This window comes from Pseudomonas fluorescens (assembly GCF_040448305.1).
Taxonomy (GTDB): domain Bacteria; phylum Pseudomonadota; class Gammaproteobacteria; order Pseudomonadales; family Pseudomonadaceae; genus Aquipseudomonas; species Aquipseudomonas fluorescens_BH.
This window is the reverse complement of record NZ_CP148752.1, coordinates 3,788,946-3,801,104: the sequence shown is the minus strand read 5'-3', so window position 1 is coordinate 3,801,104 and position 12,159 is coordinate 3,788,946. Positions and strand designations below refer to the sequence as shown.

Genomic DNA, 12,159 nt, shown 5'->3' with positions numbered 1-12,159 from the left:
ACCATGAGCAACGCAAAAGACATCCTGCCCAAGTGGCTGCAACTGGGTGATGGCATCGCCACCGTGGCCTTGTCCCGGGCGAGCCAGGCGAATGGCATTCAGGTCGACAAACTGACCCTGCGCGAACCGACGGTGCGTGAGATGCGCGCCGCCACCCTGCAGGGAGGGAGCAACGAAGAGGAGCAGGAGATGGTCTTGTTCTGCAGCCTGGCGAGCATCGGCCGTGCGGATCTGGAGGGGCTGCTGATGCGTGATTACCGTCGTTTGCAGACCGCCTATTTTCGTCTGGGAGCAGATGACGGGGTTTAACCCCCGGCTGCAAAAGGCCTTGGCCAAACGCTTGGCCGTCGAGCTGAATTTTTCGGCGGCCGAGATTCAGAGGCTGTCGTTTTCCGAGATGGTCTGGTGGCTCACGGACTGAGCCTAATCCCGTCGCACACAGGTAACCTGCATGGCGAACAATGGTGATTGGCGGTGCCGTCGATTCATCCCTGGGCGCCGCCTTCAAGAACGTCAGCGGCGAAATGAAAAAGCTTGAGGCGCAAACCACCCGCGCCAAGGGCTTGCAGAAAGTCATCGGCGAGACCATGCGTCTGCGCGATGAATGGAAAAAAGCCCACGACAGCGGGGCGGCCAATGCCGACGCCTTGCTGCGCAAACTGGAAACCAACACCAACAGCCTGCGCAAGCAGGGTGTCGAAGTCGGGCGCCTGCGTCAGGAGTATCTGGCGCTGGGCAAGGTGGTGCGCAGTGCCGAGTTCAAAACCAAAGGCATGGGGCAGATCGAAGAGGGACGGGAGAGCCTGCGTAGCGGATTCGGTACGGCGGTGGCCGGTACCACGCTGGCCGCGGTACCGACCAAAGTCAGCGCGGATTTTCAGGCGATCATCCGGGACATCGCGATCAAGTCCGGTACCGCCAACACCCAGCAGGAAGTAGACACCGCCCGCGACATCGTTCAGACCTCAAAAGACACCGGCATGGCCAACACCCAAGTGGCGGACCTGGTGAACCAGCTGGTCGGTGGCGGCATGGATCTGACCGAAGCGCTGAAGTACGCCCCGGTGGCCGCCAAGTTTGCTGTCGGGCAGGGCGCGTCGGGTACCGACACGGCGAGGATGATTCTGGCGATGCAGAACAACGCCAAGATCACCGACCCGAAGAAAATGGAACAGGCACTGGCGTCGGTTGCCCTGCTGGGCCAGCAAGGCAGCTTCGAGGCGGCCGACATGGCCAAGTGGTTTCCGGAACTACTGGCGCAGATGGCCAACAGCGGCATCACCGGTCAGGATGCGGTAACCCAGTTGGGCGCCATGCTGCAGGTGCAGATCAAGAGCGCCGGCAGTGCCGATGAGGCGGCGAACAACCTGAAAAACTGGATCGCGAAAATCGGTTCAGGGGAAACAGTCAAAGGTTATGCCGATGCCGGGATCGACTATCAGGGCTCGATGAACGCCGCCATTGGCAAGGGCCTGTCGACCTTTGAAGCCAGTTTTGAACTGGCGCGCCGGTACGTGGAAAAGACCGACCCGAAGAAGGCCAAACAGCTGGATCAGGGCCTGACCCAGATCAGCCAGGAGACGGACCCGGCCAAGGCACAAGCGATGGCCGATGCCCTGGCCGCGACTCTGCGTACCGGCGACGTGTTTGCCGACATGCAGGTCAAGACCGCACTGATGGCCTACACCCAGAACAAAAAATTCTACGCGGACCTGAAAAAAGGCGCCTCGGACCCCAACGGCGAGCGCAAGGTCATTCTCGACAAAAACCTGAGTGAACGGCGCGAGGCCTCGTCACAACGCTGGGCCGAAACCGGTCAGGCGTTCAACGATTCGCTGCGAGCGATCGGGGATGCCTTGCGTCCGGCGACAGATGCGCTGGCCACCGGCATTGGCGCGGCAGCCCGTGGCTTGACCGCCTTGTCTGAGGAGACGCCCAAGGCGGTGCTGGGCCTGGCGGCACTCACTACCGGTGCGTTGGTATTGGGCAAAGCCTGGGCCGCGCTGAAGATCGGCCGGGGGCTGGTGAACATCGCCCGTGGTTCGGCCGGTGACCGGTCCAACATCGTGCAGCGGGTATTCGTGACCAACGCGAATGACGGCGATGATGACGGGCTGGATCACGATTCAGGTCGAAAGAGAAAAGGCCCTGCAGGTCGGCCGTCCCGTGGCATGAAAGTGGGTGGGGCGCTGGCGGTGGTCGGTGCCGGCGTTCAGATGTTGGACACTTACCAGAACGCCATCACCCGTGATGAAAAGGCCGAAGGCTACGGCGAGGTGGCGGGTGGGCTTGCCGGTGGATTGGCCGGTGCAGCAGCGGGTGCGGCCATCGGTTCGGTCATCCCGCTGCTCGGCACCGCGGTGGGCGGGATGATCGGTGCCTGGCTCGGGGCGATGGGCGGCGGTGACGTGGGCGCGACCATGGGCAAGGCGTTGTTTGGCGGGCCGGACACCCCGGTCGTACCCAAAGCACCGCTCGGCCTCTTTCCCATGGCCGCCGGCCAGGGGGTTGGCGCGGTCGTGCGCTCGATGGACAGCGCCCCCGCCGCGCCGGTTACGGCGGCGGCATTGATGTCGACCACCGCAACAAAGACACTCGAATGGCCGAAGGTCGATCAGCAATTCACCTTCGCTCCGGCCCCAGTGTTTCAGGTGCACGGCGATGTGAAGGACCCGGCGCAGTTGGTCCGGGAATTGATGCCGTATCTGCGCCGTCAGTTCGACGACTTCGCCCGGGAAGCGCGCGCCCGGCAGTTGTTTGATGCACCCCACGTGGGTTGAGGAAGTGATATGGCGGTTGAAAAAACTTACCTGCAGCACCTGCAGGGCGGGCTGAAGTACATGGTTGACGCAGGGGAGGCCGGGCGCACTGACCTGGAGTCGATGACCGGGCCCATGAATGGCGCGCTCAATGAGATCAGTGGGGCGGCCGATGCGCTGGAAGGTCTGCCCTTTATCAGCGAGGATCTGAGCGACAAGACCCGGCGTCTGCAGGATGCGATCAACTCGGCGCAGGCCAAGATTGGCAAGGTGGCCAGCTTCTACAACCAGACCCAACGCGCGCTGGCCCAGTTCGATGAGCACTTTTCCGCGCTGACCGAACAGATCGGCCGGTTTGGCGCGGCGTTCAGCAAGGTCGCCGGCAAGGCCAATGCCGCGTTGGGCAATATTTTCCCCTCTGAATGGTTTGCTGGCGACATGACGCCGATTCCCGAGGCGGTGAAGCCATTCCCGCACTTGCTGATCCTCTACCCACTGAAAGCCAATGAGCGGCCGTATTACTTCAACCTGGACACCGCCGCGTTTGACGAACTCCGGCGGCAGACGTCGTTTCGCTGGGCCGCGCAGGAGCGCCTGACCCGACGTCCGGCGCAGCAGGCGGTGGGCCTGGGTGAGGAAAAAATTACCATCAAGGGCGCGATCTATCCGAGCTTCAAGGGTGGGCTGAAGCAGCTGGATACGCTGCGCAGTATCGGCGCCAAGTTGCTGCCACTGAACCTGACTACCGGTTATGGCGAGGTGTTGGGCAACTGGTGTTTGACCAATATTGAAGAAGAGCAAAGCGCCTTACTGCCCGGGGCGATCCCGCGCAAGCAGGGCTTTTCATTGGAGTTTGTCCGCTATGGCGATGACCTGCAGAACAGCTGACGGGGATCTGCTCGACACCCTGTGTCACCACTATTACGGTCACCTGAACCGCAGCGTCGAGGCGGTGCTGGCAGCCAACCAAGGCTTGGCCGATGAGCCACAGCCGTTCCGGGCCGGCGTTCTGATCACGCTGCCAGACTTGGTGGTGGAGACGGACAGCGTCATTTCGTTGTGGGATTGACCGCGTTACGCAGCCCGCTCAGTGCGGGCTTTTTCTTGCCTGGAGTACCGCTATGCAACCGCTGTTTCGTATCGTCGCCGACGGCGCCGATATTACCGCGTTGATCAATGATCGGCTGGTCTCACTGCAGCTGGCCGACCGACCGGGGATGGCCTCGGATTCGTTCGAACTGCGCATTGATGACCGTGACGGCGCGGTGTCGCTGCCTGTGCGTGGCGCGAGCATCGAGGTCTACCTGGGGTATGCCGGTGCCGACCTGACGCGCATGGGTCGCTACACGGTGGACGAAGTGGCGGTCTCCGGCCCGCCGGACACACTGGTGATCAGCGGAAAGGCCAGCGACATGCGCGGCAGCGGCAAGACCACACGCAGCGGCAGTTGGGAGGACGTCAGCCTGGCGCAGATCGTTGGCGACGTGGCCGCACGCAATGGCTGGCAGCCGTCGTGCCCGGTCGACACCCGGGTGCCGCGCATGGACCAGCTCAATGAATCCGACTTCAACTTCATCACCCGCGTGGCCAAGAAGCACGACTGCACGGCCAAGGTGGCCGACGGCAAGCTGCTGGTCCTGCCGCGACAGGGCGGGCAAAGCGCCAGTGGCAAGGCCTTGGGTATGATCACCTTGCAACGCAATGACGTGACCCGCTGGCAGTTTCGCTTGAGCGACCGCAGTGCCCATCAAGGGGTCAGCACCCAGTACCAGAACCCGGCGAGCGGTGAATTGTTGGTCTCGCACCTGGACAACCCCAATGTACCCGAGGGCATGCCGCCGGTGCATACCGATCGGCACATCTACCCGGACCGCACGGCGGCCGATGAGGCGGCCAAGGCGCGCCTGGCGGCGTTCAATCGTTCGACCGCCTCGGTGCGCCTCGACCTGCCGGGCCGGACCGACCTGTTTGCCGAAACCATGATCAAGGCGCAAGGCTTCAAGCGCGGGCTCGATGGCGAATACCTGGTGGAGTCGGTGGATCACACCTTCACCCCGTCCGGGTGGACGGTGTCGGTGGAGTGCAATGGTGGCAAGGAGGGCAAGGCCAAGGCCTCCGGCAAACCACAGAAAGTCGTGCTCGACGTGGCTGATTGATTGCCGGGCGCGTGAGTCGTGCCCGGCCAAAGAAGTTTGAATCTCAACGTAAAAAAGGAGCGGCCAGTTTGGATGCGTCAACATCCAGCCTGGCCACCGTCCCCGCAGATTGTCCCTGCAAGTCCCGCCAAGGCTCCTGCTCTGTGCACAAAGCAGAGCGAGCCTAGCACCTGTTTATTTATACAGTAAAGGTCTTGCTATCCATGTCTACTCCTATCATCCCTTGGATGGGCGGCAAACGCCGTCTGGCCGATCGCCTCATCCCGCTGTTCCCACCCCATGAATGCTACGTCGAAGTCTTTGCTGGCGGCGCCGCGTTGTATTTCATGCGACCTCAGGCGGCGCCCGTCGAAGTCCTCAACGACATCAATGGCGACCTGGTGACGCTGTACCGCGTCGTACAGAACCACCTCGAAGAGTTCGTGCGCCAGTTCAAATGGGCGCTCAGCTCGCGCCAGGTGTTCGAGTGGCAGAAGATGACCCGCCCGGAAACCCTCACCGACATCCAGCGTGCCGCGCGATTTTTCTACCTGCAGCATCATGCCTTCGCCGGCAAGGTGTCCGGGCAGACGTTCGGCACCGCGACCACCGGCCCGGCCATCAATCTGCTCCGTATCGAGGAAAATCTCTCAGCCGCCTGGCAGCGTTTGTCCGGCACCTATGTCGAGCATCTGCCTTGGCTGGAGTGCGCCGAACGTTACGACCGGGCCCACACCTTCCACTACATGGACCCGCCTTACTGGCAGACCGCCGGCTATGGGGTGGATTTTCCGTTTGAGAACTATGAGCGTATGGCCGACTTCATGCGCCGCTGCAAGGGCAGGGTGATGGTCAGTATCAACGACCACCCAGACATTCGCCGGGTGTTCGAGGGCTTTCACTTTGAGACGCTGGATATCCGCTACACCACGACAAATCAGCGCCAGGGTCGGGCCGACATCAGCGGTGAACTGATCGTAATGAATTGGGAGCCAGCAGCTTTCGGAGGTCTTTTTTAGAGGGAGACAATAAATAACGGTTAGCCACCCGATAATTGCAAAATTTAGCAATAGGGTGGCTGTGTCTAGGGTTTTTAAAATTAGGAGTATAGTGAGTCTAATTATTGTCGATGGCAAAAAAGGCTTTATCTATCTATTTGGGGTAATAGCAGGCTTCTGTGAGCAGATGTAATGTGTACCGCAACAACATTCGCTAGCGTCATCAAGCGATACGTTACACTGTAATGATCTAGCTATACTGTTCGGAAAGCTCTGTGACAGTGTCAGCCAAGAATTCAACTTCAAGACTTGTGTAATAGAAGCATTGTTTTAGCGTAGAAGCGAATTCAGCCCACTCATTTTTTAGCGCTTTAACAACGTCACCTGGGTTTTGATAGATGCCTTTGATTCGGACTTCCTCTTGTCGTTTTAGATGTTTGCTCATGCGGTCGGCAACAGAAATTATCATATCAAATACATCGTGGCCTCGGATAAACAGGAATGCATTTGATCTGTTTAGTCCAATCGATAATAGTTTTGATTCATATGCTTCAAATTTGCCTTCGAATCCTGCATTAATAAAGTTTGTTTTAATGCTTTCGTTTAAGGAATTTAAGGTGCCTAAATATTCTTGGTAAACTGCTGACTCGGCAAGTGGGACTTCAAAGTCAATTAGTTTCAAGCGTTGGATCGCCGAATGCAATCCATTTCTTAGTGTTTCAGCCGCTTGTGGGGTAATTACATTGGCGTAAGAAAGCAACGCCACTGTATCATGAGAGCTACAACTGAGCGCTTCAATAAGGTCGGACGGCTTCAGAACCAGTTTATTTAATTCACAAGCTGAGATGTTTGCTAGCACGCGATCAACGTGCATGGGTACCAAAAAAGCGTTATCAATCGAAAATATTTTGGTGGTATAGATGTGTTTTTTGTTTATTTTGTCTTCGTATTCGTTGCAAAACGACGAGAGAAATGATCCGTCATCATCTATACAAAAAATATTGTGTTTGCTAAGAGTGACTTCCTTGCGATCCAACATTGCCATCAGGCGTTTACACCCGGTAGCAGCTTTTCCATCAACAGAAAGAAATTGATCTGGGAGTTTGATTTCAAATTTGTAGTTGTTGTTGTCTTTTAATAGGCTGCGCCAAAATCGCTTATCTTCTCGGGACTCAACCCAAACGAATACTGTTTGTGTTTCCAGTCCGTCAAGGTTGAAGTATTTAAGTTTGCTTAGATGCGATCCGTCAATGACAAAACCCAGTTCTGAAGATTTGTGCATCTTATGCGTCCGGTGTGTATTTTGCCATGTTTATAACCTGCTCCACATCTGTATTCATTATGAGGAATGGAGAGTGGGTTGCAATTATAAATTGCGAATTAGGTGCCAGCTTTTGAAGGGCGGGTAGAAGTCTTTGCTGCCATTCTACATGTAAAGAGGTTTCAGGTTCGTCGAGGAAAAATAGCGAGCTATCTTTATATAAGTACACCATCAAAAATAAGGATAGTAATGTTTTTTCTCCCTTCGAAAACAAGAACCAATCCACCAATGTTCCATCGCACAATCTAAGCCTGATTGTGTTGTCATTCCATACAAGTCTACGTTTTGTGAGTGTGAAGAACTCATTGGATATTACAAAAAAATCGTTCGAGGAAAATACGGTGTCACTCAGGTTTGCTTCTTCTAGCTTTATTTTTTCTGAAACATATTCGACTGCTTTTTCTTCTGTTATTTCCAGTTTTTTCTTTTTGGCAGCTTTGAAGTATTCTCTCATTGCATCTTTTACAGATGATTCCAGTACGGAGCTAACGGAATCTTTTACAATGCTGGATGATACAAATTCGGTGATCAGGACTAGCAGTGTGTTATTTAGATTGTGGACGTTTTCAAATAATGCGTTTTCAACTTTTCGGGCGTAGTTGAAGTGAATTTTTTCATCGATGTACGCAACAACATTTATCGAGTTTTCAATTGCCTCTAATTCATTTTGATCGCAAAAGATAGTGCCGGCACAAAAGTTGCGAGAGTCTTCGTTTTCCGATTTTTGCGAAGAGTATGAGCCCCGGGTTTTTCCAGTTTGCAAATATTTTTCGACATCTTTGTATGTTTTCGAAAGGCTCTCACGTTTGGTTAAAATTGAGCCAACCTTTTTTTGGACCGAATCGTGGGGCATAGTTCCTCGATCGGCTTTAATTGCTCTAACTTCTATGTCGTCTTGCAATGCAATGCTCATCACCCAGTCAGATTCCTTTGCAGGAAAGTCATGATTTCGAGCTAGCGATAATGTTTCTAGAAGAGCCGATAGAACCCGCGATTTTCCTGAGCCATTGTAGCCAGTCAAAATCAAAAATTGACAGCCTTGGTCCACATTGATTTCGATTCCGTGACCAAGCCAAGGCATATTATGCAAGCCGATCCGCTCTATTTTTCTCAAAACTCACTCCTTAAAGATCCGTCAAAGTTAGCTAGCCATCGATGACGGTAAAGCTAGAAACGTTAGGTTTCGGAATGCTTCCTAACGGTTTCAGCGATGTTTGCAAATCATATAGCCTTTTTCTCATAGGCGAAATTTTTTTCAGTGCTCCTTTGCCATTATGCACGCACGATTCGATGCTAAGGAAGATAGGATGGTGGTGGTCTGGGCTCCAGTTGACTCCGGCACCTTCTATGCCAGTTGCCAAAGGGTTTTGACTGTTTTGAGCAACGATGACGATCGGAACTGCGCAAGAAACTGGGCGTGATACTAGCCCAGGGATGCGCGACCTATCTTAGGAGAGCCTACCTTTCAACAAGATCGACCCAAAGCAAGTACGTATTTCAAGCGTATCCTGTCGGTTTTGGTGCGCATCGGAAAAGCCTGTCCGCGTTGTCTCTGTTGTTAGCATGCATTCAGCTTATCCAGCATGTATCCAGCTATTACGCCGGCGAGCTCTACGGCGGCCTCTGCCTCTGCTTTTGTGATGCCTGCGGACCAAGGTCGACCGTGGCCAGTACCTTCTTTATTCCGAAGACGGTTTACACCAACAGCAGTTTGATACATGCCACGTTCCATCATGCGGCAAGGGGCCTCACTAGATAATGGTGGATCTTCGGGTGTGGCTAAGCCGAGAGCAACGAAGGCTTGGCCAAGCAAAGCAGGAAAATTGGCTTGCTGCGGGTACGCGCCGAATTTCACCGTTATAACGTGGGCTGCGGTAGCTTCCAGTAAGTCTTTGCTCGTGCCGGAGAGCAGGGCTGCATCCTCCGCGCCTTTCTTGGCACGTCTAGCGTAGGCTCGCAATGCATCTGTGAGGCTCCGGCCACTCAGTGATTCTAAGTTCTTAGATCGTAGGTCGCCATCCATTGCGAGTACGTAGCCTTCTGAGCTGAAGGCTTCTACAGCCCGCAAAATGACGTCCTTCCCAATATAGTTATCGGACGTTTCCCTGAAACCTCCGGACGCTCTAATCTTCGAGATCAAGCTCTCGATTAGCTTACCACCGGCAGCCTGGTCATTATCGAGCGCCCAAGAGAGAACAGCCCGCAAACGTTTTGATTTACCGACGCTTTGACCTTGTACCTTTGGATCGACGTTCGATAAGCCTGCGCGACCAATGTAGAAGTCCAGGTCAGAATGACTTGGTTCCCTGTATGCTCCTGATTGTGAATCATCGACCATCTTACTCACTGTGGCCACGATCAAGTCGGTAATCGGCAATGTCATTTCGTTCAATACTCTCTCTTTTGGGTTCTCGCTAACGATTGAGTCAACTGGCGGATGGAGTCTGTAGGCCGGATGTCGTTTGAGTTTGATGTGCCGGCGCCTGATCAAGTTTGGTGTGGCGATGTCCGCTTCAGCTGAAAGTAGTCATTCCGGCGCCATCATCACCGCAAGCGTCATTTTGATGAATTCTTCATTCTTGTCGATTGCTTCCAGGGCGCCGCGCACGTTATCGGCGACTTCTGCGGACCCGCGCTGCTCGACCCAATTCGAAAGCTCCATCACGGCGGCCTCTAATGCGAGTTGATTTTCATGAATTTTGAACAGTAGTGACGGTAGCAGATCAGAATTGGGCATTGGGCATCCTCCATGGTGATTTCAGCGTAGCAGCAGAAATCGAGAGGAAACGTGGGCTAGCAGGTCGATAAAACGACCTGGGAGAGAGTCAGACATTTCAGAGTGGTTTCTGGATCCTCAGTGGGAGTGGGTTGCGGAGATGGTCGAAAAGATGCGGAAACGATCATGAAAGTGGCGGCAGGGAGATCCAAACCCCAGAAACGACAAAGCTCTGAATAATCAGGGTTTTGTCGTATAAAAATGGCGGAGGCGATGGGATTCTAACTACGAAGAGAACAGCTTGAACCGCATGTTAGGCGTGGGGTGTACCTAGGCCAGGAAAGGTTTTGAGAGATTCCAAATCAAGCTTTTCCACACGGAAAGCAACGAAGTTGTGAATAAGATCCTCCGCGCAACGCTCTGAACGGTCAACGATCTCAACAAGCGCCTCGTACGACAAGATCTTCTGATCGTTGGTGTGATGCGCAACAGCTTCAAGGAAAGGGCGATCAAGAGAGTCTTGGAAAAATACGAGGCAAAGCGGGTTGTGTGCAACAAGATTTCGATTTTGCGCAAGTTTCTTGGCGCTGAGAAGCGATTGCACGAAAGCCTCCTGTGTTGCATATGTCGCATCCTGAGCCTTTGCCAGATCCCGAGCAAAGTCGATACGTGCGGATAGCGGAGCATTGGCAAAATGCTTATGGATTATTTCTCCGGCCCAATCGCGGATGCATTCATGTGTCGTTCGTTCAATGCTTCCAAAAGCGATGAACAGTCGGCCAATGATCGGGGCCCAACGAGCTGAATCTACGAGACTAACCATGTGTACGCCTGACGCCGTTATTAAGCCGAGTCGCGAAGCGGCTTCGGCGGGAATGAATTGTTAGGCCCCGCCCAGTGCACGGATGGTATTGGCCCCGGCATAGAAGATGGCAGCCTCAATTGCGGTAAATATTCATGAGGCAGCCCCGACGCTACCGATTTACAACTATTCTGTCCACTGACTGCTTATGGTTGTGGATTCAACCGGTCGATGCAAGAGATTAGCTAAAACGTTAGGCGAGCATTTCGTTGATCTTGAACAGCCGGGAAGGGAGCAGGTCTGAGTTTGGCATCGAGAATCCTCGGTTATGAGGTCAGCGTGGCACTGCGTTTCATGAAGGATTTTTAACCGTTGGCAGGACGCCGGGGAGAGGGAAAATCAGGAAAGTTTTGTAACGGTTACCAAATAGTTTTGTAACGACCTCCAGAGGCTGCACCGATTCACAGACTCCAGAAACGACAAAGCCCTGAAAAATCAGGGCCTTGTCGTATAAAGATGGCGGAGGCGATGGGATTCGAACTCATGGACCTGTTACAGTCGACGGTTTTCAAGACCGTTGCCTTAAACCACTCGGCCACACCTCCGTTTGCGTTGCGGGCGCCATAATACCTGAATGAAACACACTGTCAAACTCTCTGCATAGCTTGTTACAGAGCGTCTGTTATGATCTTTGCGACTGAACGTTTCAAACCAACAGGAGTGTCGCCATGCGCGAACAGGATTACGCAGTTAATAACAGCGTGCAGGCTGAGCAGCTAGAGGTTAGCCGCGTCCTGCGCAACACATACGGCTTGCTCGCCCTGACCCTGGCATTCAGCGGTGTGACAGCCTACGTTGCCCAGCAGATGCATGTTGGCTACCCGAACATTTTCGTGGTGCTGATCGGCTTCTACGGTCTTTTCTTCCTCACCAACAAACTCCGTGATTCGGCCTGGGGCCTGGTGTCGGCATTTGCCCTGACCGGTTTCATGGGTTTCCTGCTGGGCCCGATCCTCAACCGTTACCTGGGTATGCAGGGCGGCGCTGAAGTGGTCAGCTCGGCTTTCGCGATGACGGCGCTGGTGTTCGGCGGTCTGTCGGCGTATGTGCTGATTACCCGCAAGGACATGAGCTTCCTCGGCGGTTTCATCACGGCAGGTTTCTTCGTGCTGCTGGGTGCAACGCTGGCGAGCCTGTTCTTCCAGATCAGCGGCCTTCAACTGGCAATCAGCGCAGGTTTCGTGCTGTTCTCCTCGGTCTGCATCCTGTTCCAGACCAGCGCCATCATTCATGGCGGCGAGCGTAACTACATCATGGCCACCATCAGCCTGTATGTATCGATCTACAACCTGTTCGTCAGCCTGTTGCAGCTGTTCGGCATCATGAGCCGCGATGACTGATCCTCGGCCTTGAACTGAAAAACCCGCT

At 54.5% G+C, this 12,159-nt stretch carries 12 protein-coding genes and 1 tRNA gene; 7 read left to right on the top strand and 6 right to left on the bottom strand.

The features are described from left to right. Positions 1-3 precede the first annotated feature (3 nt). The 6 genes from WHX55_RS17205 (at position 4) to WHX55_RS17180 (ending at position 5,913) form a co-directional block, all read left to right on the top strand. Entirely contained in the window at positions 4-309 is a 306-nt protein-coding gene (locus tag WHX55_RS17205) for a phage tail assembly protein (RefSeq protein WP_353740873.1), read from the top strand. Positions 310-461: 152 nt separating this feature from the next. Further along, positions 462-2,780 (top strand): phage tail tape measure protein, encoded by a 2,319-nt coding sequence (locus tag WHX55_RS17200; RefSeq protein WP_353740872.1) that lies wholly within the window; start codon positions 462-464, stop codon positions 2,778-2,780. Positions 2,781-2,789: 9 nt separating this feature from the next. Then, positions 2,790-3,647: a phage tail protein gene (locus WHX55_RS17195; protein WP_353740871.1), complete on the top strand. Its 858-nt coding sequence runs from the start codon at positions 2,790-2,792 to the stop codon at positions 3,645-3,647. Next, complete coding sequence (locus WHX55_RS17190) at positions 3,622-3,828, top strand: tail protein X (RefSeq protein ID WP_057716592.1); 207 nt, start codon at positions 3,622-3,624, stop codon at positions 3,826-3,828. The genes WHX55_RS17195 and WHX55_RS17190 overlap by 26 nt, the downstream gene beginning before the upstream one ends. A gap of 52 nt (positions 3,829-3,880) precedes the next feature. Beyond that, complete coding sequence (locus tag WHX55_RS17185; protein ID WP_353740870.1) at positions 3,881-4,915, top strand: contractile injection system protein, VgrG/Pvc8 family; 1,035 nt, start codon at positions 3,881-3,883, stop codon at positions 4,913-4,915. Positions 4,916-5,118: 203 nt separating this feature from the next. Continuing rightward, the gene (locus WHX55_RS17180) at positions 5,119-5,913 is read left to right on the top strand and encodes a DNA adenine methylase (protein WP_353740869.1); all 795 of its coding nucleotides are present in this window, start codon (positions 5,119-5,121) and stop codon (positions 5,911-5,913) included. Positions 5,914-6,142: 229 nt separating this feature from the next. Here the strand turns inward: WHX55_RS17180 and WHX55_RS17175 are convergent, their stop codons facing one another. The 6 genes from WHX55_RS17175 to WHX55_RS17150 all read right to left on the bottom strand — a co-directional run bounded on the left by WHX55_RS17175 (position 6,143) and on the right by WHX55_RS17150 (position 11,336). Beyond that, entirely contained in the window at positions 6,143-7,174 is a 1,032-nt protein-coding gene (locus WHX55_RS17175) for a DUF4435 domain-containing protein (RefSeq protein WP_353740868.1), read from the bottom strand. 1 nt (position 7,175) lies between these two features. Further along, the gene (locus WHX55_RS17170; protein ID WP_353740867.1) at positions 7,176-8,327 is read right to left on the bottom strand and encodes an ATP-binding protein; all 1,152 of its coding nucleotides are present in this window, start codon (positions 8,325-8,327) and stop codon (positions 7,176-7,178) included. A gap of 444 nt (positions 8,328-8,771) precedes the next feature. Further along, positions 8,772-9,596: an abortive infection family protein gene (locus WHX55_RS17165; protein WP_353743060.1), complete on the bottom strand. Its 825-nt coding sequence runs from the start codon at positions 9,594-9,596 to the stop codon at positions 8,772-8,774. A 144-nt stretch (positions 9,597-9,740) separates the two neighbouring features. Then, a complete protein-coding gene (locus WHX55_RS17160; RefSeq protein ID WP_353740866.1) occupies positions 9,741-9,950 on the bottom strand; it encodes a hypothetical protein in 210 nt (69 codons plus the stop codon). A 292-nt stretch (positions 9,951-10,242) separates the two neighbouring features. Next, entirely contained in the window at positions 10,243-10,752 is a 510-nt protein-coding gene (locus tag WHX55_RS17155) for a hypothetical protein (RefSeq protein ID WP_353740865.1), read from the bottom strand. 496 nt (positions 10,753-11,248) lie between these two features. Then, a tRNA-Ser gene (locus tag WHX55_RS17150) sits at positions 11,249-11,336 on the bottom strand. A gap of 123 nt (positions 11,337-11,459) precedes the next feature. Between WHX55_RS17150 and WHX55_RS17145 the strand changes: the two genes are divergently transcribed. Then, on the top strand, positions 11,460-12,131 hold the full coding sequence (locus tag WHX55_RS17145) for a Bax inhibitor-1/YccA family protein (RefSeq protein ID WP_057714309.1): 672 nt from the start codon (positions 11,460-11,462) through the stop codon (positions 12,129-12,131). The last annotated feature ends 28 nt before the right edge of the window (positions 12,132-12,159 follow it).

Excerpts from the sequence above, each read along its gene's own strand:
- WHX55_RS17205 (WP_353740873.1), top strand. The coding sequence starts at position 4 with ATGAGCAACGCAAAAGACATCCTGCCCAAGTGGCTGCAACTGGGTGAT.
- WHX55_RS17200 (WP_353740872.1), top strand. The coding sequence starts at position 462 with ATGGTGATTGGCGGTGCCGTCGATTCATCCCTGGGCGCCGCCTTCAAG.
- WHX55_RS17195 (WP_353740871.1), top strand. The coding sequence starts at position 2,790 with ATGGCGGTTGAAAAAACTTACCTGCAGCACCTGCAGGGCGGGCTGAAG.
- WHX55_RS17190 (WP_057716592.1), top strand. The coding sequence starts at position 3,622 with ATGGCGATGACCTGCAGAACAGCTGACGGGGATCTGCTCGACACCCTG.
- WHX55_RS17185 (WP_353740870.1), top strand. The coding sequence starts at position 3,881 with ATGCAACCGCTGTTTCGTATCGTCGCCGACGGCGCCGATATTACCGCG.
- WHX55_RS17180 (WP_353740869.1), top strand. The coding sequence starts at position 5,119 with ATGTCTACTCCTATCATCCCTTGGATGGGCGGCAAACGCCGTCTGGCC.
- WHX55_RS17175 (WP_353740868.1), bottom strand. The coding sequence starts at position 7,174 with ATGCACAAATCTTCAGAACTGGGTTTTGTCATTGACGGATCGCATCTA.
- WHX55_RS17165 (WP_353743060.1), bottom strand. The coding sequence starts at position 9,596 with ATGACATTGCCGATTACCGACTTGATCGTGGCCACAGTGAGTAAGATG.
- WHX55_RS17160 (WP_353740866.1), bottom strand. The coding sequence starts at position 9,950 with ATGCCCAATTCTGATCTGCTACCGTCACTACTGTTCAAAATTCATGAA.
- WHX55_RS17155 (WP_353740865.1), bottom strand. The coding sequence starts at position 10,752 with ATGGTTAGTCTCGTAGATTCAGCTCGTTGGGCCCCGATCATTGGCCGA.
- WHX55_RS17145 (WP_057714309.1), top strand. The coding sequence starts at position 11,460 with ATGCGCGAACAGGATTACGCAGTTAATAACAGCGTGCAGGCTGAGCAG.